This window comes from Winogradskyella sp. HB-48 (genome assembly GCF_049942685.1).
GTDB lineage: Bacteria > Bacteroidota > Bacteroidia > Flavobacteriales > Flavobacteriaceae > Winogradskyella.
The window spans coordinates 3155064-3179525 of record NZ_CP187934.1; the positions used below are offsets into that span (position 1 = coordinate 3155064).

At 33.4% G+C, this 24462-nt stretch carries 23 protein-coding genes; 6 read left to right on the forward strand and 17 right to left on the reverse strand.

All coding sequences use genetic code 11. The features are described from left to right. Positions 1 to 58: 58 nt before the first annotated feature. From ACPX19_RS14140 to tilS, 4 genes are all read right to left on the reverse strand, one after another. Positions 59 to 1942 (reverse strand): CocE/NonD family hydrolase, encoded by a 1884-nt coding sequence (locus ACPX19_RS14140; RefSeq protein WP_426430682.1) that lies wholly within the window; start codon positions 1940 to 1942, stop codon positions 59 to 61. Between the two features lie 148 nt (positions 1943 to 2090). After that, complete coding sequence (locus tag ACPX19_RS14145; protein WP_426430683.1) at positions 2091 to 4535, reverse strand: T9SS type A sorting domain-containing protein; 2445 nt, start codon at positions 4533 to 4535, stop codon at positions 2091 to 2093. A 56-nt stretch (positions 4536 to 4591) separates the two neighbouring features. Then, entirely contained in the window at positions 4592 to 6217 is a 1626-nt protein-coding gene (gene ade, locus ACPX19_RS14150) for an adenine deaminase (RefSeq protein ID WP_426430684.1), read from the reverse strand. 40 nt (positions 6218 to 6257) lie between these two features. Beyond that, positions 6258 to 7589: a tRNA lysidine(34) synthetase TilS gene (gene tilS / locus ACPX19_RS14155; RefSeq protein ID WP_426430685.1), complete on the reverse strand. Its 1332-nt coding sequence runs from the start codon at positions 7587 to 7589 to the stop codon at positions 6258 to 6260. A gap of 113 nt (positions 7590 to 7702) precedes the next feature. Between tilS and ACPX19_RS14160 the strand changes: the two genes are divergently transcribed. Further along, a complete protein-coding gene (locus ACPX19_RS14160; protein ID WP_426430686.1) occupies positions 7703 to 8392 on the forward strand; it encodes a hypothetical protein in 690 nt (229 codons plus the stop codon). Positions 8393 to 8407: 15 nt separating this feature from the next. Here ACPX19_RS14160 and ACPX19_RS14165 read toward each other — a convergent pair whose 3' ends face one another. After that, on the reverse strand, positions 8408 to 9019 hold the full coding sequence (locus tag ACPX19_RS14165; protein WP_426430687.1) for a hypothetical protein: 612 nt from the start codon (positions 9017 to 9019) through the stop codon (positions 8408 to 8410). Between the two features lie 62 nt (positions 9020 to 9081). Beyond that, entirely contained in the window at positions 9082 to 10383 is a 1302-nt protein-coding gene (locus tag ACPX19_RS14170; protein ID WP_426430688.1) for an anthranilate synthase component I family protein, read from the reverse strand. A gap of 82 nt (positions 10384 to 10465) precedes the next feature. On the opposite strand from ACPX19_RS14170, the gene ACPX19_RS14175 reads away from it, so the two are divergent. Together ACPX19_RS14175 and ACPX19_RS14180 are read left to right on the forward strand one after the other, a co-directional pair. Then, positions 10466 to 11356: an aldose 1-epimerase family protein gene (locus ACPX19_RS14175; protein ID WP_426430689.1), complete on the forward strand. Its 891-nt coding sequence runs from the start codon at positions 10466 to 10468 to the stop codon at positions 11354 to 11356. A gap of 40 nt (positions 11357 to 11396) precedes the next feature. Then, positions 11397 to 12752: a DEAD/DEAH box helicase gene (locus ACPX19_RS14180; RefSeq protein WP_426430690.1), complete on the forward strand. Its 1356-nt coding sequence runs from the start codon at positions 11397 to 11399 to the stop codon at positions 12750 to 12752. A 90-nt stretch (positions 12753 to 12842) separates the two neighbouring features. Here ACPX19_RS14180 and ACPX19_RS14185 read toward each other — a convergent pair whose 3' ends face one another. From ACPX19_RS14185 to ACPX19_RS14195, 3 genes are all read right to left on the reverse strand, one after another. Then, entirely contained in the window at positions 12843 to 13676 is an 834-nt protein-coding gene (locus ACPX19_RS14185; protein WP_426430691.1) for a mechanosensitive ion channel family protein, read from the reverse strand. A 194-nt stretch (positions 13677 to 13870) separates the two neighbouring features. Continuing rightward, the gene (locus ACPX19_RS14190) at positions 13871 to 14464 is read right to left on the reverse strand and encodes an RNA polymerase sigma factor (protein WP_426430692.1); all 594 of its coding nucleotides are present in this window, start codon (positions 14462 to 14464) and stop codon (positions 13871 to 13873) included. Between the two features lie 90 nt (positions 14465 to 14554). Continuing rightward, positions 14555 to 14959, reverse strand: a complete 405-nt coding sequence (locus ACPX19_RS14195) for a DUF2721 domain-containing protein (protein WP_426430693.1) — start codon at positions 14957 to 14959, stop codon at positions 14555 to 14557. A 217-nt stretch (positions 14960 to 15176) separates the two neighbouring features. Here ACPX19_RS14195 and ACPX19_RS14200 point away from each other — a divergent pair, with 217 nt between their 5' ends. Beyond that, positions 15177 to 15767 (forward strand): hypothetical protein, encoded by a 591-nt coding sequence (locus tag ACPX19_RS14200; protein ID WP_426430694.1) that lies wholly within the window; start codon positions 15177 to 15179, stop codon positions 15765 to 15767. A gap of 90 nt (positions 15768 to 15857) precedes the next feature. On the opposite strand, the gene lpdA is transcribed toward ACPX19_RS14200, so the two are convergent. The 5 genes from lpdA to ACPX19_RS14225 form a co-directional block, all read right to left on the reverse strand. After that, positions 15858 to 17258 carry a dihydrolipoyl dehydrogenase gene (lpdA, locus tag ACPX19_RS14205; protein WP_426430695.1) on the reverse strand — a complete coding sequence of 467 codons (1401 nt, stop codon included), beginning with the start codon at positions 17256 to 17258 and terminating at the stop codon, positions 15858 to 15860. Between the two features lie 5 nt (positions 17259 to 17263). Beyond that, positions 17264 to 17818, reverse strand: a complete 555-nt coding sequence (locus ACPX19_RS14210) for a porin family protein (protein ID WP_426430696.1) — start codon at positions 17816 to 17818, stop codon at positions 17264 to 17266. Between the two features lie 212 nt (positions 17819 to 18030). Next, positions 18031 to 18801, reverse strand: coding sequence for a LuxR C-terminal-related transcriptional regulator (locus ACPX19_RS14215; RefSeq protein WP_426430697.1), 771 nt, complete (start codon positions 18799 to 18801; stop codon positions 18031 to 18033). Between the two features lie 22 nt (positions 18802 to 18823). Beyond that, positions 18824 to 19450: a CPBP family intramembrane glutamic endopeptidase gene (locus ACPX19_RS14220; protein WP_426430698.1), complete on the reverse strand. Its 627-nt coding sequence runs from the start codon at positions 19448 to 19450 to the stop codon at positions 18824 to 18826. Between the two features lies 1 nt (position 19451). Beyond that, complete coding sequence (locus ACPX19_RS14225; protein WP_426430699.1) at positions 19452 to 19907, reverse strand: Lrp/AsnC family transcriptional regulator; 456 nt, start codon at positions 19905 to 19907, stop codon at positions 19452 to 19454. 162 nt (positions 19908 to 20069) lie between these two features. On the opposite strand from ACPX19_RS14225, the gene ACPX19_RS14230 reads away from it, so the two are divergent. After that, positions 20070 to 21284, forward strand: coding sequence for an aminotransferase class I/II-fold pyridoxal phosphate-dependent enzyme (locus tag ACPX19_RS14230; RefSeq protein ID WP_426430700.1), 1215 nt, complete (start codon positions 20070 to 20072; stop codon positions 21282 to 21284). Between the two features lie 41 nt (positions 21285 to 21325). Here ACPX19_RS14230 and ACPX19_RS14235 read toward each other — a convergent pair whose 3' ends face one another. Beyond that, a complete protein-coding gene (locus ACPX19_RS14235) occupies positions 21326 to 22042 on the reverse strand; it encodes a metal-dependent hydrolase (protein ID WP_426430701.1) in 717 nt (238 codons plus the stop codon). Between the two features lie 23 nt (positions 22043 to 22065). Continuing rightward, entirely contained in the window at positions 22066 to 22347 is a 282-nt protein-coding gene (locus ACPX19_RS14240; RefSeq protein WP_426430702.1) for a metal-dependent hydrolase, read from the reverse strand. A gap of 104 nt (positions 22348 to 22451) precedes the next feature. Here ACPX19_RS14240 and nhaC point away from each other — a divergent pair, with 104 nt between their 5' ends. After that, entirely contained in the window at positions 22452 to 23939 is a 1488-nt protein-coding gene (gene nhaC, locus ACPX19_RS14245; protein WP_426430703.1) for a Na+/H+ antiporter NhaC, read from the forward strand. On the opposite strand, the gene ACPX19_RS14250 is transcribed toward nhaC, so the two are convergent. Continuing rightward, positions 23936 to 24409: an ankyrin repeat domain-containing protein gene (locus ACPX19_RS14250; protein ID WP_426430704.1), complete on the reverse strand. Its 474-nt coding sequence runs from the start codon at positions 24407 to 24409 to the stop codon at positions 23936 to 23938. The two genes, nhaC and ACPX19_RS14250, sit on opposite strands and share 4 nt — an antisense overlap. Positions 24410 to 24462: the final 53 nt, after the last annotated feature.

Here is a 24462-nt window from a genome sequence, read left to right on the forward strand (position 1 = left end):
TCACTTCGACTTCGCTCAGTGACCTACGCTCAGTGTGACATTCTAAAATATTTCACATTTATTTTAAAACTGTAAACTCAATAGACGAATCATTAAATACTTTATGAGTCTGCGCGATAAAATCTTCCTCTTTAGCTTCAAAAATATTATCTACATAAGTTTGTGGATTAGCATCTATGTAAGGAAAAAATGTACTTTGTACCTGCACTTGAATCTTATGTCCTTTTTTAAAGGTGTGAAATACATCTTGCAACTTAATATTCACTGCTGTTTTTTGATTTGGTACAAAAGGCTCTGGTGTTTCCATACTATTTCTAAAGCGACCACGTAAGACTTCGCTTCGCACCATCATATGATAATTGCTTAATTTTAAGTGGTCTTGTACATCTTCTGTATTCTCAGTATCTGCAGGAAATACATCTATTACTTTTACAATCCAATCGGCTGCAGTTCCTGTAGTTGATACGTTTAACTTTGCTAAGATATCGCCTGCAAGCGTGATATCCTCCTCTAAGATTTCAGTTTCAAAAGTCAAGACATCTGGACGTCTAGACGCAAAACGCTGGTCGTCCGTCATGAATTTTCGAGGCGTAAAAACCACCTTGATGTCTTCGGTATAAGGTACAGGTTTTTTTGGATCACTTATAAAATCTGATGTTGCTATATTTCTCGTAGCACGTTGTGTTAAACGCTCGTAGGGTTGTAAAAAGTAACTTTCTTTAACCGTATTTTGTGGTGGCCAACTTTCAAAAGACTGCCATTCTTTTGTACCAGTATTAAACATATGCGCTTCTGGTAATCCTGTTTTACCATCTCCTTCACCTTTTAAGAAATGATTAAAAAATTTAGTTTCTATTTCCTTTTGAAAATAATCCGAAATACTATCACCAAAATGAATATTACCAATAACTTGTCTTTCAGAATTTCTTGCCCAATCTCCATGACTCCAAGGACCAAAAACAATTGTATTATAATTATCACTATTGTTTTCAATGCTTTCATAGGTATTATAAGGACCATACAAATCCTCAGCATCAAATTGACCACCTACAATCATTGTTGCAGGTTTTATGTCTTTTAAATGCTGAATAATGCCTCTACTCTTCCAGAAATCATCATAAGTCACATGTGTTTTTAATTGTTCCATAAAGACATTTGTACTGTCATAAAACTTGTTTAATTTACTTAACGGCATATGATCCAAGAAAAATTGGTGCTGATCTTCGGTACCTATATCTGGGAATTCATACCAAGATTCAGTAGTAGGTGTATCTTTCATATAACCAAAAACTGAAGTCGCTCTCCAATAACTCAGCAAATAGGCACCATTATGGATAAAGTCATCAAAAAAGAAATCCCCAATACAAGCTTGTGGAGAAACTGCCTTTAATGCTGGGTGGGCATCTAAAAGCGAATAGGTGGCATAAAATCCAGGATACGAAATACCATATGTACCAACCTTGCCATTATTATTTTCAACATTATTGATTAACCATTCTATTGTATCGTAAGTATCACTTGCTTCGTCTGTTTCATTTCCTGATTTGTTTGGAATGTAAGCACGCATATTATCGTAAACCCCTTCACTATTCCAACGGCCACGTACATCTTGGTACACCATAATATTTCCTTCTTCCATCAGATATTTGTTGGGTCCAACCTTACTTCTATAGCTATCCTCACCATAGGGTCGACAACTATAAGGCGTACGCATCATTAAGATTGGGTAGGTCTTAGACGTATCTTTTGGCGAATAAATGGTAGTATGCAATTTAATACCATCTCTCATGGTAATCATCACCTCTTTTTTGGTATAGTTATCCTTAACAAAAGTGTCTTCTACTTTTTCAGTTTCAGGATTTTCGAGAGCTTGATGCTTTTCTTCTTTACAACTGACTAAAGCTAAAAACAGAAATAAAACAAGGGTAAAATTCTTAATCATATTTAGGCTGGTTTTTTTTAAAGGTTTAAAGATAATCTTTTAAAATCATACAAAAGTTTGAAGAAAATGTTAATTACCGACACAAAAAAACCTTATGGTGTTTAGGTCATAAGGTTTTAAATATTAATTAGCAATCTAAATTTATTGATTAATTCTTTATAAATTTCTTTGTTACTTTAGATTCACCAAATTTTATTTCTATAAAATAAACACCTTTAGAAAGATTTGAAATATCTAAGCTAAAATCCGATGTTGATATTTCCATTTTGTTTAAACATCTACCGTTTGCGTCGAATATTGAAATCGTGCCAAAACCAGTGAGACCTTCTAGCATTACATAATCCTTTGATGGATTAGGATATATCTGAAATTCGTCTAAGCCAAATTCATCAACTGAAAGCGTTGCATTATAGGATAAATTAAAAAGTGCAGTACCATCTCCACTTGCTGTACCTAGAGAAAAATCACCAAGATAGCGACCTACCTGTTGTAATTCTATTTGAATATCACCACCTAGATAAGGATCTAAATCAATGTTAATTATAGTATTAGGATCTGAATTTTTAGTTGTTGGGTTATAGCTTGCTCCATATTGAGCACCGTTGACCATTATTCTAAACCAAGAATGATTAGGCACACTGCTATAATGATGGAACATCTTGAAATCTAAAGAAATGCTTGCGCTAGAAATTGAAGAACCATCTATAACAAACTTTAATCCAGTCAAAAAGTCCGAATTATCATCCCAAGCTTGAGCTTCTGTTGTAGAGGTATCACCAACCCATTCTGCATTTGAGAATCTTTGGTATAATGTAAACACATTCGATAAGAAGTACGATATAACGTCTGCGTTTGAAGATTCGCTGTTGATAACACTGAAATATCCATTAGAAAAAGTAGCGTTATTAAATGGTTGATCGAAACCAACAGGTAAATAATTAGGGTTTGTTGAAGCATATATCCTTTGCCAGGGCGAGTCTCCAGAAACACATTTATTTCTAACAAATAATTTATAAGGTTTTGCTACCTCTAAATTAGAAAATGTGAAAGAATTGGCTGTTGTGGTACTGTATGTAGCACCAACATAATCTTCAAAACCTGCTATAGCAAGCTCGTAATTACCAGAATTTGTAGCGTCCCAAGATAAGGTTATGGCATCTGTGGTTTCATTAACCATAATATTAGTTATGGTTTGACATGCATTCTCTTCTAATTTAATATTATCGAGATACGTTTTTCTTGTGGTCGAACGACTTACATGTTCCAGCTTAATGGTAACTACCTCACCTACAAAGTCTGAAAGATTAATGGTTACGGTATTAAAATCATTTTCTGTATTAGAGGCATTGTATGTGAAATCTTCAGCAATGCCTGTATAAACCGAATCATCAGCATATGGTTTTATTTTTACCCTTAAATATGATTCGGCAGTTTGGTTAACATCAAATCGTAAAACTGGGCTTATTGTGTTTTGGGTTAAGTCAACATCCATAGAAAATGTTCTTATAAAACCTTGGTTTTCTTCGTAAGGATCACCAAACTCATTCCAGTTTAGAAACGTTGGATAACCTGGTCCATTTAACATCAGACCATAAGAACTGTTGTTGGCTGCTTCACCATTAATTTCAGCACCAAATGATGGTATTGTATAATCGTCATTAAAACCACCTTCAAAATCTATGATATAAGGTATAGTTAATTGATTTGGTCTAGTTCTAAAATTATAACTATTGTAGCCTGTTGTAACACCAAAAGCATCGCAATCAGATTTTACATGAATTTGATAATCCGTTGCAGGTTGCAGTCCAGATACCGTAAACTGTTCTTGTGTTGTAATTTGGTAGGTTTCAGGGATGGCATTGCCAAGTTCCGTAATAACATATCTGTAATGGTTGGCATTAGGATTTTCATTGACTGTAAATTCTGCACTTGTATTTGTGATATTATCCATACCTACAACCGAGACACCAGTACAAACCTGAAGATTACCATCGAATCGTGTTTTTGCAAAAGAATTTTGAAGCAATATGGACGTTTGGATAGAACCATCACTAAATTCTTCGGTAATACTAACTCGGCTTCGGGTCGGTGGATTTCCAAAATTTTCGGTACCTTGCCAACCAGCCAAAGCACTACTAGACATTGCAGGATTAATATCTTCAATATCTATAACAAGATTATCCACTCCGTTATAGGTAAACGACTGATCAAAAACAAGAATCCATTCATAAGCATTAGCATAATAAGTAATTATGCCGACTTGTGTTAACTCGCTATCTGGAATAAATCCGTCACCAGGCTCAAATTCTTCTTTTGTTGTATGGCCTATTTTTACAATAATACTCGTATTGGGTGCTGGTGAGGTTGTTGGGTTTGAAAATGCAGTGAAAAATCTTAATCCTGTAATTTCACCATTAAACTTAATTTGCTCTGGATAATATAAAGTCTGCGTACGTGAAAATTTTGCTTGTGGCACAAAAGGCTGATTAGTATAATCGCCACTACCACCAACGGTGACAAAAGGTTTTGGCTCTAATTGCCCAAAACAAAAGCTAAATGTTAACAGGGCTAATACCAATAATAAATTCTTCATAACCAACAAGTTTTTTCCAAAAGTAATTAATTTAATACTTAAGAAAAGTAAAATATTTACACTTCAATGGATGTAAACGCAAACTTACCTCCATTAAACAAACCTTTATCACTCAGTTTTAAAGATGGTATTACCAACAAGGCCATAAATGACAAGCTCATGTATGGTGCATGTAGTTTGCTACCCATTTGTTTCGCCATCTTATCTAAATCTGCATATTGTTTCCCAATGGTTTCGGCTTCTTTATCGCTCATAATACCTGCAACTGGCAATGCCACCACTTTTTGTTGTGTATCACTGACAGCACAAATGCCACCTTCATTTTCAATAATAAGATTGGCTGCATTACAAATAGCCTCATCAGATACTCCAATCGCAATAATATTGTGGGAATCATGACCAACGGAACTCGCAATTGCACCTTCTTTGAGGCCAAAATTCTTTATAAACGCCATAGCTGGCCTATCGTTTTGATAACGGTTTACGACCGTCATTTTTAAGATGTCGTTTTCTGTGTTTGAGACTAGATTCCCATCTTTAATAGTCGTATTTTCAATGATTTCATTAGTAACTAATTCACCATCTAAACATTCAATCACTCGGATTTGCTTCGCATTAGATTCAACTCTAAAATCTTCAACCGCTTTTTTGTTGGTATTGAAGTTGTTTAAGTTTTCGAAGTTGACATGCTTAATTTTAGATTCACCGTAATCATAAACCAACTCTCCATTTATATAGGTTTGTAGAGTTTTAAAATCTTTTAAATCTTCAACCACAATACAATCTCCTGTATCTCCAACTTGCAACAAACCAACATCTAAATTGTAATGTTTCACAGGATTAACGCAAGCCGCCTGAAGGACTTTAAAAACATCATTGCCCTTGGCTACAGCTCTGGCACAAAGTTGGTTAATATGTCCTACCAATAAATCATCTGGATGCTTATCATCACTACAGAACATCATATTTTGGTAATATTCATCTAGCAAGCCTATCAATGCTTCAAAATTTTTGGCAGCACTACCTTCTCTTATGATGACTTTCATGCCTTTTTGAAGTTTTTCTATACCTTCCTCATAGGTAAAACACTCATGATCGGTAGAAATACCTGCAGAAATATATTTGGTTAGATCCTCACCTCGCAAACCTGGTGCATGTCCATCGATTGGCTTGTTGTAATGTTTTGCCCACTCTATCTTTTTTAAAACTTCAACATCGTCGTAAATGACTCCAGGATAATTCATCATTTCCGCGAGATACTTAATATCTGGATTTGCCATTAAGCTTTTAATTTCATCGGAATCTATAACAGCTCCAGCCGATTCAAAACTTGTGGCTGGCACACAACTTGGTGCTCCAAAATTGAATTTGAATGGTGTTTGTTTTCCGTTTTCTATCATAAACTCCACACCTTTTACACCAAGTACATTGGCTATTTCGTGTGGATCGGAAACTGTGGCTACCGTACCATGTTTTACAGCCACCTTTGCAAACTCGCTTGGCACTAACATGGAGCTTTCGATGTGGATATGTGCATCTATAAAACCCGGTAAGATGTAGTGATTTTCTTTGCAGTCTTTTTTTTCAATAGACACTATTTTACAATTACTAATAGTGATTTCTCCTTTGTAGATGCTTCGGTTTTTTATATCTACGATGTTTCCTCTTAGTATTAAATTCATATCTACTAAATTAGGCTTGATTGCGCTCAGCCTGACAAAATTATTTTAATTCTATTTTTAAAATATTCTTTGTTTGGCCTGTAACCTTAAAACGTTCATCTGCTCTTCTTCCGACAATCCAAACTATTTTATTTTCTGAAGTTAAAACCCAAGTGCTCTCTTTTTCAATTGGTGTTAACTTTTCATCTTTTAGGAATTTACTCACTTTCTTCTTTCCTTTCATACCAATAGGATGAAAAACATCTCCTGTTTGCCATGGCCTGAGTTCTAACGGATATTTCAGCCTTTCTGCATCTACGTAAATTGTAGTTTTAGAATTGTCCATTAAAGCCTCAGCTTCATCAAAAAACAAATTACCGATTGGTGTTTGAACTTTACCTACCTCGATATCTGACTTTGTGAAAAACAACTCACTTTGAGATTCTGAAACAAGTTCTGAATGACAATTTGTTAGAATCAGAAATTCGCGATACTTGGTAAGTTTATGTGTGCTTGACCTTACATATTTTCCTGTTTCAGCATCAAGCAAATTAACAACATCGTCCCATTCAGAAAATCCATAATCCTTAAACATTTCAAACAAGTAAGCTTTTGGGTTATTTACTTTTTTGAATTCTGAAATTTTAAACGTTATATGGTTGTCATCTATATGCTTAATGGCTCTTTTAGCTAGAGCATTAAGACTTTCTTCTACAATATCTGCTGTATCATTCAGATGTTGCAGCGTGTTCTGAAAGCTATCTAACAATTGTGGATTAATCTCTTTAAGAATTGGAACAACTTCGTGGCGCAACTTATTTCTTAAATATTTTCGAGATGAATTACTACTGTCTTCTCGCCATTTAATTTTTTCACTTCTAGCGTATGCTTCTATCGTTTCTCTAGAAAATGGCAATAATGGCCTGGCAATGTTTCCATTCAATTCAGGAATTCCTGTTAATCCGTTGAGTCCTGTGCCTCTGGTGAAATTGATTAAAAAGGTTTCGAGATTATCATCTGCATGATGCGCTGTTAAGATGTAATCGAAGTTTAGTTGTTGTGCTAATTCATAAAACCAATCATATCGCAACTCTCGTGCTGCCATTTGTATAGAACATTTATTCTCATCAGCGTAGACCTGAGTATCAAAGTTCTGAACAAACACCTCAACATCTAACTGTTCACCTAAATCTAAAACAAAGTCTTCATCTGCATCGCTTTCATTTCCTCTTAAATTAAAATTGCAATGTGCTAAGGCAAAATCAAAATTGAGTTTATGACATAGATGCGCTAATACAACACTGTCTATGCCACCAGAAATAGCAATGACTAAACGAGAATTTTTTAGAAAGGGAAATTGTTCCTCAGTATGGTTTTTGAAAGCATTTAGCATAATGTAAAGATACGATAATGTACTACTCTAACAATTACGTTAAAATGATAAAAATCATATTGGAATCACTCTATTATTGGTAACTTTAAAGAAGTAATTTAAAAACTATGGTTATGAGCACAATAAAAGAACTTTCGGCAAAATCTGCACAAACTACTTTTGATAAAAAAGTGCTAACCGCAGTACAGCATTTGCATCCTTATGTAAAACACAGAATTTATATTGCTGAATCTACAGGTATTTTACCTAAAAATATGTATTCTTCAAATGGCATAATCGATGAATGCATCATTACACTTTATAGTAAAGGTTTTAATATTGAAGCAGAATATTCAGCTGTGAGACTCGAGCTTTTTAAGCTAGTAGACAATTACATGAACGAACTATTTAAAAAAGAAGTTTTTCATAAAAACACCATCAGTACAGATGATATCCGCAAAAATGAAATTGCAAAACTTGGTGAAGATTATACTGTTGACGCTGATTTAGATTTAATTTTGAACACTGAACTTAATGATATTTCTTATAGACAGGACATGGACAACGAGCTTTATCTCTATGAAGATAAGGAAACCTCTATTCTGAATGCTTTTGAGGTTAAAGATTTGTCAACCAAACAGTCACCCAAAGTCTTTAGCCGATTTTACAGTTGGTTGCCAATAAATATTTCAAATATTATTGATTTATACATATTCGGTAATCTAGAATTTGATGAAATTGCCAAAATAAAGAACATCACTACATCTAGGATAGAATTAATTTTCGAGCGTGTTAAAAAGAGCTTTAGAACGCATATAGAGTAAATGCTACTTCCAAGATTAATTAATACTAAAAAAGTAGAAACCATCCGTGCCATCTCGTGTATAGGTATTACCACAATTTTGAAAACGTATTCTATTTTCTAATGTATTATAGCTATCAAAGATATTGGCATTGTTCTCTTCATCTAAATTGAAATAACTATTTCTAGCATTTACAATACAATAATCTCCAGGTGTAGTGATGGAAATGCCCAAACGGTAGTTATAAAATTCGCTGTCATCTGTTAATTCTGGTATATAATTAATGGCATTAGAACAGCTATTAAAACTATAGGGCTCACCTATATCGTATATCACCTCAGCCTCATTAAATACCTCTGCATTAAGTCCAGATAGATTATTGAGTTTTAATACAAAAAGGCCATCAATAAATACTTCAGCATCAGTTATAAGTTCTGGTTCTTGTATTTCTGTGCAAAAATCCATTAGCATAGATGTAGTGCGTGCATTAAGCCAAATTGTTTCGCTTTGTTGGTAAGTTTCAGCTATATTTTCAACATTGACTATATAACTCTCAGGATTGTCTACTCCACAAATATCATTTTCTGGTTCGCAAAGTATGGCCATTAGAAAAGGTGACAATAATAAAAATTTTAGATTTCTCTTCATTTTCATTTAATTTTTTATCCTAGATGATAAATCTGCATAAAGGTTGCGTTATAAACTAAAGTTTAACACTCTAAAACTTCTCGCATTGCCTTGGCCTTTATCAAACACTCTTCGTACTCCTTGAGTGGGTTGCTCATTGCAGTAATAGCACTGCCGACGGAATAGGAAATATATTTTTGAGTCTCATTGTAAATTATACTTCTTATGATGACGTTAAAGTCAAAGTCTCCATCTGGTGAAAAATAACCTACCGTACCTGAGTATAAGCCACGTTTCGTTTCTTCTAAATCCTCAATAATTTTCATTGCTGAAATTTTTGGCGCACCGGTCATGCTTCCCATAGGAAACGTAGTTTTTAAGACCTCTACAGGGTGTGTATCATTTGATATTATTGAAGTTATAGTTGATATCATTTGATGCACCTGCAAGAAAGAATAGACCTTGCATAATTCCTCAACCTTAACGCTGCCCTTAGTTGCAGTATACGATAAATCATTTCGTACCAGATCTACTATCATGATATTTTCGCTTCGTTCTTTAGGATCATTTCCTAAGTCCTTCGCTAATTTTTGATCTTCTGCTTTTTCTTCTGAGCGTTTTGCTGTTCCTTTAATAGGTTGGGAAATGACCTTGTTTCCGATCTTTTTGATATAACGTTCTGGCGAAGCAGACATTAAATATTTATCAAACGTCTTAAAAAAAGTAGCAAAAGGAGGTTTTGAAATTTGATTTAACCGATTGTAGGTTTCCAATGGATTGATTGCTGAATTTTCAGCATAAAATTCCTGGCAAAAGTTAGCCTCATAAATATCGCCTCTATGAATATGGGCTAACATTTTGTTGACTTTCTCAAAATAGTCGTCTTTGTGAATTCTTAGTTTTATTTTAATCGGATTATAAGAGATTGCCACGTCACTTCGTTCCTCGCAATGACAATTCTTTATGTTATTAATATCATCTTCGATCTGATCATCAACCATTTTTAAATACTGAAACTCGACTTCATTCCCTTTTATAAAAACTAGTTTTTTAGGCTGGAAAAAATACAATTCGGGAAATTCTAAACCATCGTAATTATGTGATTCTAAATCTTCAACTGAATTTTTAAGATCATAAGTGAGGTAACCGAAAATCCAATCTTTCGTGGTTTGTTGGTAGTCATCTAAGCGCTCAAAAGCATTTACATCATCCGTTTGTAAACTCGTAAAAGCATCTACAGCTAAAATAGCATCATAAGTGGTGTACTTATCAATATAACTATTAGAATCTAACCAAAGCACATCATCAAATTGTTGTGCCCAAGACAACAACCGTTGTTTAAAAACTTCAGAATTTTTTATGACATGTTTATAGGATGTTCTCAAAAGGAAAAATTAATTTGGCAAAAATAATGAGAATACTTTTTCGGCAATAGAAGAATTGTATATTTCAATAAAAATAAAAACAATGCCATTTTTAGAAAACGACCAACTTAAAATTGACATCAAAAAAAAGGGAGCTGAGTTATGTAGTATACGCTCCGTAAAAAACAATACTGAGTTTATCTGGGAGGCGAACCCGAATATTTGGGGTAGTCATGCACCCAACTTGTTCCCTATTATTGGAGCCATGAAAGAGGATAGTTATATCTATAATGGCAAAAAATACAGTATGCCGAAGCATGGTTTTGTTAGATCCAATGACAATTTTGAAGTTGTGTCTAAAACAAATTCTAAAGCTACATTTCAACTAAAATCAAATGATCAGCTAAGAATTATTTACCCTTTTGAATTTGAATTTTTAATTACGTATGAGCTTAAAGGAAATGAACTTTTAATACATCATAAGGTAAAAAACAAAGACGATAAGACGATGTATTTTTCATTGGGAGGTCATCCTGCTTTTGCTTGCTCCTTGTTTGAAGGGGATACATATACGGATTACTTTTTAGAATTTGAGAAAGGAGAGAATAGTAAATCCCATTTACTAAATATGGCAACTGGATTGGTCACAAAGAAAACAAAAGCAGTTTTTGACAGTGCTAAAACTATAAATTTAGATGGCCATCTTTTTAATGAGGACGCATTAATTTTTAAGGATTTAAAATCGAGACAAGTAGCTTTAAAACATAAAGACAAAGGTGAAATTTTGAAGGTTAATTTTAAAGGTTTTCCTTTTCTGGGCATTTGGGCAAAACCTAATGCTCCTTACGTTTGCATTGAGCCATGGATAGGCATTGCAGATGCCGAAAACACCAATCAACTAATAAAAGAGAAAGAAGGCATTGTGACTTTAGAACCAAAAAAATCTTTTAAAGCAACATACAGCATAACGCTTAATTCTAATTTGTTAAACTGATATAGATTATTAATAGTAGCTTTGCACAAAATCTATATCTGTGACTTTTCAAGATTTAAATCTAAATACACCCTTATATAACGCTATTGAAGACTTGGGTTTTGAAAACCCTACTCCAATCCAAGCAGAAGCTTTTAACATTATTGCCTCTGGTAAGGATGTGGTTGGTATTGCACAAACCGGTACTGGTAAAACCTTTGCCTACATGCTACCTATTTTACGTCACCTCAAATACTCTAGACAAGATAATCCAAGAGTATTGGTTTTGGTGCCTACACGAGAATTGGTTGTACAAGTCGTTAGTGAAATTGAAAAACTATCCAAATACATCAACAATCGTGTTTTGGGCGTTTATGGAGGTACAAATATTAACACACAAAAACAGGCCGTAGCTCAAGGTTTAGATATACTTGTAGCTACTCCGGGACGATTATATGATCTCGCTGTAAGTAGAGTTTTACAACTTAAATCTATTCAGAAATTGGTGATTGATGAGGTTGATGTAATGCTAGATTTAGGATTTAGACATCAACTGATGAATATTTTTGATATTCTTCCAGAACGCAGACAAAACATAATGTTTTCGGCAACAATGACAGCAGATGTAGATGAATTGATAACAGATTTTTTTATCAATCCCACTAAGATTCAAATTGCTGTTTCAGGAACACCCTTAGAGAATATAAAACAAGAACGCTATAATGTTCCTAACTTTTATACTAAAGTAAATCTCTTAGAACATTTATTGAGCGATAAGGATGCTTTTTCTAGAGTTCTAATTTTTGTGGCTTACAAAAAAATGGCAGATCGATTGTTCGAAAAGCTCGAAGAACTTTTTCCTGGTGAAAGCTGTGTAATTCATTCTAACAAAACTCAAAATTATAGATTACGAAGTATAGAACAATTCAGCGAAGGTGAACATAGACTCTTAGTTGCCACTGATGTAATGGCAAGAGGGTTAGATATTGATGATGTTACACACGTAATCAATTTTGATACACCTGATTATCCTGAAAACTATATGCATAGGATTGGTAGAACAGGTCGTGCAGAAAAACAAGGCAATGCATTACTATTCTCTACCGAAAAAGAACAAGAAGCTAAAGAACGTATAGAAGCTTTAATGCAAATGGAGATTGATTTGATTGAACTTCCAGACGATGTTACAATATCTACCGATCTTATTGAAGAAGAACGACCGCAAATCAAAGAACGTAATAACCCGACAAAACGTGGTGTTGAAGATATAGCTGGACCTGCATTTCATGAAAAGAAAGAGAAAAACAAAAAGGTAAATCTTGGTGGCTCTTACAGAAGGGAGATTGCAAAGAAGTACAAGAAGCCTAAAACAAGAGGCGACAAAAACTACAATAAACGCAATAAGAAAAAGCGCTAAAAAACCTCTTCAAAATTTGAAGAGGTTATCTTTATACGTCAAGTACTGCAGGATCGCATTTTATGTAACATAAAATCTATAACCCTAACCTTATAGTTGATCCTGCACTTGTACTTGATTATCCATTAAATCGTTTATTGGTACTATTAATCTGCCTTTTGAATTTTTTAAAATCACCGATACACTCTTTACTTCATCAACAGAATATGTTTCTCCATTAAAAGTAATTTTCTGACCCGCTTCAAACATTTTTCTTGCATAGAAGGTATGCATTAACTTACCAACAACTATTCTTGCCCCTAATCCAAATGCAATTGCAAATGCTAAAAGGAAAGCAGCTATAATCATATTAATGTTATTGGTAATTATCTCTGTGTCTATACCTGCTTGGTTTAAGGCAGTAATTGCTATAAATGTTAGCATTAGGAAGAATACTACTTGGCTAATCATTTTACCACCAGAGAGTTCCATAGACTCGAAGAGTGATTTTAGTCCATTCTTAACAAAATTCGCAAACAATAATCCTACTACAAAAATCACTATTGCTGCTAATAATTGTGGTATGTAGGAAAGTAAATTGCTTATCTGCTCAGTTATAATATCTAAGCCCATTATATCTGAAGCTGTAACAAATATTATGATATACATCAAATACTTTACAAGGCTAGAAATCACCTTAACCGTATCAAAATTTAGTTTTTTACCTTCGACAATTTCTATATCGTTTAACTTGTCATCTAGCTTGTTAGCCTTAACAATTTTAAGCACCTTCTTTATGACCTTAACAACTAGTTTGGTTACAATCCATCCGATTATGAGCACTATGAAAGCACCTATAATGTTTGGAAATATTTTTGTAATCTCAAACCAGATATTAGTTAGAGATTTCATAGCTACATCTGAAAATTCATTTACCTTGTCCATACTTATTCTTTAACTGTTAGGGTATATTAAGTATTTAATCTTTTTTTCTACTAGCTGTTACGCTATCTATGATATGACCAATATTATACGAGAACAGTTCAGCCAACTCCATAAATAGCTTCGCCATGGCAATGTCATGCATAACTTTGCTTTTAAGCTCCGCTGGAACCTCTTTTAAAGGCTGGTTTATTTGCTTAAATGGATTTTCCATCTTTCGTATAATTTTCGTACTTGTGCACGAGTTTTTCTTTTGCTCTTTTTAAACGCATCTTAACTGCGCTTTCACCAATATCTAAAGCTTCCGACAATTCTTTTATGCTTAAATTATCTTCATACTTTAGTAACAATATCATTTTTTCTTCTGGTGAAATCAATTCCATCACTTCCTTTAACTTATCTACTCGCATATTTTCAAACTCGCGAGTAGAATCAACTTCTTCACCTAAATTTTGTATATCAACACTTTCTGAATTTACAGACTTTTTTTCTAATTTCTTAGCTGTATTTCTCGTTACATAGTTTACACAATGGTTATATGTAAATGCATAAAGCCAAGTTGAAAATTTAGATTTACCCTTAAAACTAGCTAATTTAATAAAGACTCTCAAAAACACATCTTGAGTTAAGTCTTTAGCTTCATCGACTCCATTAGCAAAGCCATAGCATTTATTATACACCATAGTAGCGTATCTATCGTACAGCACCTCAAACAACATTGTGTCATTAGTTTTTACGATTGCTTCTACAAGCGCTTCATCGGTTAGGCTATGAATTGCGTCTTCGGTCAATTTTGTTTGTAAATTCTATTTTAACTTGGTTGGTTATAGGTTTAAGACACAAAGTTTTTTGATAGGTCACTAATAAATTTAAAAAAAATCTTATTTACTTATTTGATTCTCCATATCGTTAAGATGATGTTCTAACGCTAATGTTGAAATTTGAATTTCTCTAATTAAAAATGCCAATGACAAAATGAGCAGCAACAATGCTAAACCAAAGATCCAGATAGCTGCATTATGTTGATCTATATAAATTAAGAACATTGTTAATACACATAGCAAAAGGCTAGAAATACCTAAAATTTGCATCCAACGTGTAAGATTCAATCTTAGTTTTAGGTTGTTAATTTGTCGCATCAATACCGCTTCCTTTCGTTCTAAATATTTATCACTAAGGTTTCTTATTATTGCCGCATAGGCTAAAAACCGATTAGTATAAGCCAACATAATTAGAGAAATTGCTGAAAATAAAAGTGCTGGAGTTGTGAGTGTTAGTTCTTCCATAAGAATATTTTTACAAAATTACAGAATTTGAAAACTCAAAACTCAAATTTTCTGATGTATTATGATGAAAATGATACATTTAGTCGAATTGAGCCAACTATTAATCGAAGTTATACAAGAGAAGTTTTTAATCATCTAAGAAATTTTTAAATTTAGATAAATAAAAGTCCAAATCTATCGTTATCATAGTCTCTAGACTATTCATATTAACCACTTTATGAGTGCATATCTTCATAATACCATTCCTAATTTAAAACCTTTCGATTTTGAGCGTCATCATAATTCTCATTTTATCAATCAGCAATGGGTTTTGGTCAATGGTATTACTAAAAAGAAAGAGGTTTACACCTTTAGAGATAACAACATTTTAGAAATAGAAAGAAAAGACACCGTTATAAGGACTTCGTGGGCTTTAAGCCTACAAAATATTTTTACTATAGAGACTGAAGATGGTACAATAATCGTTAAGGCCTATTTTAAAGATGATGATATTTTAGTTTTAAATCATCAGGATAAAGAAGAATTTGCATTATACATTAATACTACAAATTACTCTGAAGACTTAAATTCCATAGAAGATATTCAAACTTATCTAAAAGAGAAGTACAAAAAGAAAGTTAGTAAAGTTATACATAAACACGAGTTTTTTTACATTTCAAAATCTAAAGAATTTGGTCCTTGTACTGTTGAAGAACTCAAAGAAAAAGTAGATAACGAAGATATTAGTGCCTATTGTTTTGTACGTGATGTTAATGAAGATAGTTATGCCAAACGTTTAAGAGTAGTAGATTTGATTCAAGAATTATAATAAAAAAAGCGAACAGATTTTGTTCGCTTTTTTTATTCTGAAATACCTGCCTGTCGGCAGACAGGAATTCAGAATGATAATATTTCTATATTAAACATGCAAAGCTCTATCATCCGTTGCGGCTAAAGCTGCTTCTTTTACAGCTTCTGCAAATGTTGGATGCGCATGAGAATATCTAGATATATCTTCCGCAGAGGCTCTAAACTCCATTGCTGTTACGGCTTCTGCAATTAAATCCGCACAACGTGCACCAATCATATGCACTCCTAATACTTCATCTGTAGTTTTATCGGCTAAGATTTTTACAAATCCATCAATATCTCCACTTGCCCTAGCTCTACCCAAGGCTCTAAAAGGGAATTGCCCTACTTTATATTCAGTGCCAGTTTCTTTTAATTCTTCTTCGGTTTTACCCACAGCAGCCACTTCTGGCCATGTATATACAACTCCTGGTATTAAATTGTAATCGATATGCGGTTTTTGTCCTGCTAAAGTTTCAGCAACAAACACACCTTCTTCCTCAGCTTTATGCGCTAGCATAGCTCCTCTCACTACATCACCAATGGCATAAATGTTTGATACATTAGTCTGTAAGTGTTCGTTCACCTCTACTTGACCTCTATTGTTTAATTTTACACCTGCAGCTTCCACATTTAAACCGTCTGTATAAGGACGACGACCTACAGACACTAAACAATAATCACCTTTAAATTCTACAACTTCTCCTTTTTTGTTTTCGGCTTTAACGATAACCTCATCACCTTTGCGCTCCACGGATTGTACTTTGTGAGAGACCATTATGTTGAATTTGGCCTTTTTAAAAACTTTGTTAAGCTCTTTAGACAAACCAGCATCCATGGTTGGGAGGATTCTGTCCATATACTCAATTACGGTAACCTTTGCACCTAAACGACGATAGACTTGGCCTAATTCTAAACCTATAACACCACCGCCAATAATGATTAAATGCTTTGGTACTTCCTTTAGTTTTAAGGCCTCAGTAGATGTAATGATTCGTTCTTTATCCAAAGTGATAAAAGGTAAGTTAGATGGCTTAGAACCTGTTGCGATTATAATGTTTTTGGCTTCAATTTCACCAGCATCTTTACCTTCAATTTTTATATGTGTTGCATCTTTAAAAGATCCTAAGCCCTCGTAAACATCAATGTTATTTTTCTTCATCAAGAAATCTATACCACCTGTTGTTTGGTCTACAACAGCTTGTTTGCGCGCTATCATCTTTTCGAGATTCACTTTAATCTCACCAGGTATTTCTATACCATGCTCCTCAAAGTGGTTAGTAGCCTCTTCGTAATGATGAGACGAACTCAGTAAAGCTTTACTTGGAATACATCCTACATTTAAACAGGTACCTCCAAGCGTGGAATATTTTTCAATAATTGCAGTTTTCATACCCAGTTGTGCACAACGTATTGCTGCTACATATCCACCAGGACCCGAACCTATTACTGCTACATCGTAAGAATTCATATGTTTTATTTTATTTTAAATTGTAATGATAATTGAAATGCTCTATTTTGATTTTTGGTTTCTACTCTGGTAACATCTGTTAAACCAATGTAATAGTGCAAAGACGTACTAACTTTATTGGAAATTGCATAACTTGCACCAAGGTTAATTCCAAAATCCCTATCAAAAAAATCTGTTTTTACATCTGCTAGAGAACCTGTTCCTTTTTTTGCCGTTACCAACAAACCTACCTGTGGTCCTGCATCAAAACTAAAAGCTTCTGACAAAAAATATTTTGCCATCACAGGTAAAGCAACATAATTCAATCTTACACTTTTATTTTCTCCTCCACTGAGTTCAAAACCATAAACCGTAAATAACAATTCTGGTTGAACTTTTACATCTTTAGTTAAATTAATCTCCATAAAAAATCCTGCATGAAAATTAACTAAAGATGATAAATCTGATGAACCATCACCCGAAAGACTTGCGAAGTTACCACCTATTTTTATACCAATTGGGTTTTGCTGTGCATTAAGATTGCAACAAACAAAAAAAAATACAACAAATAGTAGTCTCATCCATCCTTTTGTGAAGTACAAAAATACAATATAGATTAATGTTTAACGAAAAGTAAGCGACTAATTTTCATATGGTACCCAATAACAAAAAAGTCCAAAATTAATAGATAATAATCTAATTAATATGGACTTTTATTCCCTAAAAGTTAATAGCAATACAAATCTCTGCAATAACTATGAGTATCACAATACTCAAAATGAGTATTTTTTAATTATAATAAGTTAGGGTGTAATTTTAGCATACCAACCAATTCGCCTGTAGATGAAATGTTTAACTTTTTTAGAATATTTCTACGATGCGTATCCACAGTATGAGGGCTAATATTTAATTGTTCAGAAATTTCCTTACTTGATTTATTTAATATTAATAATCTTATAACATCGCGTTCTCTATTGGTAATACCATCATGCAAAAGTTTTTGTGAAAAGCTATTAAAGTAGACTGTTTCGTATTCATTATTTGAATTCAGCAGTTTAGCAGATGCAGTAACTTGAAGACTCACATCTGGATGCAATACTGTATAATGTGCTAACCCAATGATAGGCTTGTTTTCACTATCAAATACCAGGGGTGTTGTATTTTGAACAATATTTACATATACATCTTGTGCATTTTTAAATCTAAAATTCCATGTGTAGCTGGCATCTTGGCGTTTTTCCAGTGGTATTTCATGTAGGGTAAATTCCATTAGAGAATTTAAGGCACTTAACCAAGATTCTATGTCATCTGGGTGTATCCTACCCCAGAAGTAACGCATACCTTTAGCCTTCAACTCATCAGCATCTAACCCAAGGCAAGCCTTAAAGTTTTTGCTTATGTATTCAAAAGCTAATTCTTGGGTATTGGTAATACAGAAAAAGGTAGAACTGTAAGGAAGAAACTTATCCATCTCAATAATCTTCTCTATGTGCTTTTCAAGAGATGGTTTATCATAAGATTTGAAAATATAATCGTAAAGCTTCTTAATTTGGGTGTACTTCATAGGACAAATTTAAGCTATTAAATTAATTTGGGAAACCTAGCATTTCGCCCATGCCAACCGTAAACAGCCAGCTACCATAAATAGCGTGCTCAATGGACACCAATAAGGTTGATTTCGTTTTTTTAAAGGTAAGAGCGAACAGAATGCCACCAACAAATGTGAGTACCATAACTAGAATATTTCTAAAGAATATATGTGCCAAAGAAAACAAGGCTGCATTTACTAAAATAAACAAGGCATTACTTCTAAATAAAGATTCATAACGTTGAAAGAAAAACGTTCTGTAGACCAATTCTTGTGGATATACCGAAAACACAGAATATATAAACAAGATTGCCACCCATAACATAGGTTTTGATTTTATAACAATCAATAGGTTTTTATAGTCTACCACATACATATATATTGTAGTAATGATGGCTACTACGAATAATTTTATAAAGGTTCTTTGCCAAAATTGAGTCCAATTAATATGCTGCCTAATCTTGAACTTATTGTTTTCAACCTTAAGAAGAACATAAACCACATAAATAAAACCTAACAATCCTATCAGTAGTTTAATCCATAGTTGAAATTCCAATACAAAACTTATCGGTATTAAAATAAACACTATGAAAAACTCAACTAGTCTATATCTTAAGCTTTGCATATTACAATATTATTGCTGTGGTGTGCTTCACTTCGTTAATCATAAACATACTATGTGTGCTACCAATATGATCTATATTGGTGAGCTTCTTTACCATAAAATCTCGAAATGCCTCCATATCCTCAACCAATACTTTTAGTAAGTAATCATAATCACCACTAATATGATAACACTCTAGAACCTCGTCTAATTTACGAACTTCTCTCTCAAATTTCATAACATAATCTTGAGAATGCTGTACCAACTTCACATGGCAAAACGCAACAAAAGCTTTATCCACCTTCTTTTTATCTATTAGTGCAACATAATTATTGATAATACCATTTTTTTCTAACTTTCTGATTCGCTCGTAAACAGCTGTAACGGAAAGGCCTAAGGCATTAGAAAGTGCTTTATTGGTCTGTTTACTATCTTTTTGAAGAAGCTTTAGCAATTCTTTATCTATTTCATCTAACATTTTGATTAATATTTTTCGGAAGACATTATTATTTGAATAAAAATATAGATTAATATTCTAAAATATATTTAAAATAAAGAATAATATTCATTAAAATAAATATACAATTGATTTTTATTCTAATAATACTCAATTTTGTATAAACCAATTAAATACAATAAAATGAAATTTAAGCCTGCAAACAACATTCAAGACTTACAATATTTTGGTGAATTTGGTGGCGTAAACCCATCCATATCAGATTCATCTACTTATACATTTCTATCTGCAAAAACCATGTTCGATACCTTTGAAGGTAATGCAGATGGTTGCTATCTATACTCTCGTCACTCTTCGCCTTCAAATTTATATTTGGGTGAAGCCCTTGCTGCCATGGAAGGCACAGAAACCGCAACAGTTACTGCTTCAGGTATGGGAGCAATTACACCTGTATTAATGCAATTGTGCGAAGCCGGAGAACATATTGTAAGCAGTAGAACCATTTATGGAGGAACTTATGCATTCTTGAAAAACTTTGCACCAAGATTGGGAATTAATACTTCGTTTATAGACATTACTAAATTAGACATTGTAGAGGCTGCTATTACACCAAAAACGAAAGTGCTTTATTGCGAATCCGTGAGCAATCCATTGCTCGAAGTTGCTGATATAAAAGGCTTAGCTACACTTGCAAAAAAGCACAGCTTAAAACTGGTTGTAGACAATACCTTTTCACCCTTATCTATCTCGCCAGCAAATTTAGGTGCAGATGTAGTGATTCATAGTTTAACAAAATTCATTAATGGTTCATCGGATACTGTTGGTGGTGTGGTTTGTGGTACTCAAGAATTTATTAATCAATTAAGAAATGTAAATGATGGTGCTGCCATGTTATTAGGCTCAACAATGGATAGTTTGCGCTCTGCGTCTGTATTAAAAAACTTAAGAACATTACATATAAGAATGCAACAACATAGCCTCAATGCTAGTTACCTTGCTGAAAAATTTGAAAAAGATGGTTTAAAAACCGTTTATCCTGGTTTGGCATCTCACCCTTCACACGAACTGTTTAAGTCTATGATGAATGAAAAATATGGTTTTGGCGGAATGCTTACTATAGATGTTGGCTCATTAGACAAAGCCAATGCTTTGATGGAATTAATGCAAGAGCGTAACCTAGGTTATTTGGCAGTGAGTTTAGGTTTTTACAAAACCTTATTTAGTGCACCAGGAAGTTCTACATCTTCCGAAATACCAGAAGAAGAACAAGCAGAAATGGGATTAAGTGATGGACTTATTCGTTTTTCAATTGGCTTAGATGCGGATATTGAGCGCACTTACTCAATGATGAGAGATTGCATGATAGAACTGAACATTTTAGAAAAAGAGTTCGCCTAAAAATATTGATAAAAAAGCCTGATTATTACATCAGGCTTTTTTTATTTTCCTTTTAAACGAATCCAAAGTGCAGACATGGTAAAACTAAAATCCTTCATTTCTGGTTCAAAAGGCATCATGTTTAAGCGGTTTTTTTCTTTAAATAATTTTAGGTTAAAAATGGCTTTATAGCCTTCTTTTGTTTGCACCAAAGGATATCTTAAATCTCTATACATAAATTCTTCATTCTCTAAAGATTCAACATTGTAATAATCATTACTAAACCAAGCCAAATCTTTAATGTCCTTATATTCTGAAGATGTGAGTGCTCTAATTTTTGGAATAGTTTTCCAATCTGAAAAACTTCTAGATCTATCTAACAACGAATAAAAACCAACATGATAATTGTTCTCTGTTTCAGCAATACCATACCAAAGAATGTTATTTAGAATTGCAGGTTGGGTACTGAACCTTGTATAAGTTATATCATTATCTTTTAATGAAGATTCAAAAACAGCATCAATATAAAGCTTATTAAAAATTGTTAGGAGCATATAAATAGAACTTATTCCTATACCTGCTTTTAACCAAAATCGTCTTTTTTCACTTTTGCGTTTATAAAACATTAAAATAATCATACTAAACAAAAACGGTATAGTATACAAAGGATCTGCTACTGCTATATTATTAAATGCCACCCCATAATTTGAAAATGGAGCAAATAATTGCGTACCATAAGGTGTAAAACTGTCTAAAATTGGATGGGTAAATAAAGACAAAAAGAATAATTTTATCCAATCATTTAGATGTGTTGTATTAAGGCGCTTACCTGTGTTGATAGTTTATAGACTAGCCAACCAAACAAAAAAGCTCCCAATATTGAAAACAGAATAGAGTGCATAAACCCTCTATGAAAGAGCATGGCATCAATTTCATTGTTATAAAGAATTGCACCGGCAAAAACATCTAGGTCTGGGATTGTTCCACCTATAGCTCCAAAGAGCATAGCTTTATTGCCAATTTTCTTACCAAGTACAACTTCACCACAAGCTGCACCTAAAACTATTTGGGTTAAAGAATCCATAATTTTTAAAATACAGATATACAAATGTACTTAAGAATTGGTATTTGCATAGCATTAATGAAAATCGTAACATTACGGAACTAAACCAAATTAAATTTCACTAAATGGAAAACCAAAATATTAAGCCAAGTCAACCACAAAATGAACATATAGTAGAAAACAAAGAACTTAATATTTTGGAAGCGCTTATTCCTGTAATTGCATTGGTAGCAATGCTAGCATTCAACGTGTTTGTTTATGGGGATAATGCTTTAAGTGGAAGTAATCAATTTGTTTTGTTACTTGGTGCTGCTGTGGCAGCAATTGTTGGTTTTTTTAACAAAGTATCCTTTGAACAAATGGTAGAAGAAGTAGCTGAAAACATAAAGTCTACTTCAGGAGCAATTCTTATACTTCTAATGGTTGGTGCGTTAGCTGGCACTTGGTTAATAAGCGGTATTATTCCGGCAATGATTTACTATGGACTTCATATCTTAAATCCTACCATATTTTTGGCAGCTTGTGTTATTATTTGTGCCATAATATCTGTGGCAACAGGAAGTTCTTGGACAACATCCGCCACTGTTGGTATTGCCCTTATTGGAATAGGTGAAGCCTTAGGTGTTTCTATGGGTATGACAGCTGGAGCGGTCTTATCTGGTGCATATTTTGGAGATAAAATGTCACCATTAAGTGACACCACTAATCTGGCACCTGCTATGGCTGGTGGTGAACTGTTTTCTCATATAAAATATATGACACTTACAACTGTTCCAACTATTATAATTACACTAATAGTTTTTATAATTTTAGGCTTTACACAAAATACAGAAGGGGCTGCGGACACCTCTGTTTTAATAAATGACATAGACAAAACTTTTAATATTAATGGCTGGCTATTTATTGTGCCTGCTATTGTAATTTTCTTAATAGTTAAAAAGACATCACCTTTAGTAGCCTTGTTAGTAGGCACACTTTTAGGGGGATTTTTTGCTCTGATTTTTCAACCTAACATTGTTGCCCAGATAGCAGGAGTAGAAACCTTAACATTAAAATCCGCATATAAGGGAGTCATGGATGCTATTACCGTTAGTACCACAATTAAAACAGATAACGAGACACTTAAAAGCTTATTTTCCGCTTCTGGGAAAGGAATGAGCGGTATGCTAGGTACTATTTGGTTAATCCTTTGTGCTATGACATTTGGAGGAATTATGGATGCTATAGGCGCTTTATCTAGAATAAGCAAATCCTTGTTGAATTTGGCCACATCAACATTTGGCCTATTTGCTAGTACAGTTGCTAGCTGTTTTGCACTAAATGTTACTGCTTCTGACCAATATTTAGCACTTGTTGTGCCTGGTAAAATGTTTAAAAAAGCTTATGAAGATAGAGGTCTTGCTCCAGAAAACCTAAGTAGAACCCTTGAAGATTCCGGAACAGTAACATCTGTTTTAATTCCTTGGAACACTTGTGGTGCTTATCAGAGTGGTGTCTTGGGCGTAGGAGTTGGTGAGTATTTTTTCTATGCTATTTTTAACTGGCTAAGTCCTTTTACTACTTTACTTTTTGCTGCTTTTAAAATAAAAATAAAACAGCTCGTTAAATCTTAAGCTTCTAACAATTTTAGAATATTATCTAATCCCCTTTCTTGGGCATAATCTTTAGCTTTTTTGCCTTCATTATCTTTTAATGAAACATCTGCATTATGCTTTAATAAGATCTTAACCACCTCTTCTTGATTGTACTGCGTAGCAAAGGATAATGCTGTTGTTCCTTTGCTATTCTGAAGATTTACATCTGCATTATGACTCAATAATAAATCTACTAATTCTTTATTGCCCTTAAAACTTACACCTATTAAAGCTGTATTTCCCGAAGCATCTTTGGCATTGATATCTGCCCCTTTTTCAATTAGTAGTTTTGCAATCTCTTCTTGACCAAAATAGGTTGCAAAAATTAGTGGTGTAAAACCTCTTCCGTCTTTTATGTTAGCCAAATCTGGATTTCTATCTAACTGAAGTTTTAAATTCTCTATTTGACCAGCCTGAATTGTTCTAAAAAATAGTTCGTTTTCGTTCATATCAGTTTTCATTAAAAAAGGAATGCACATTTATCGCACATTCCTTTTCTTGG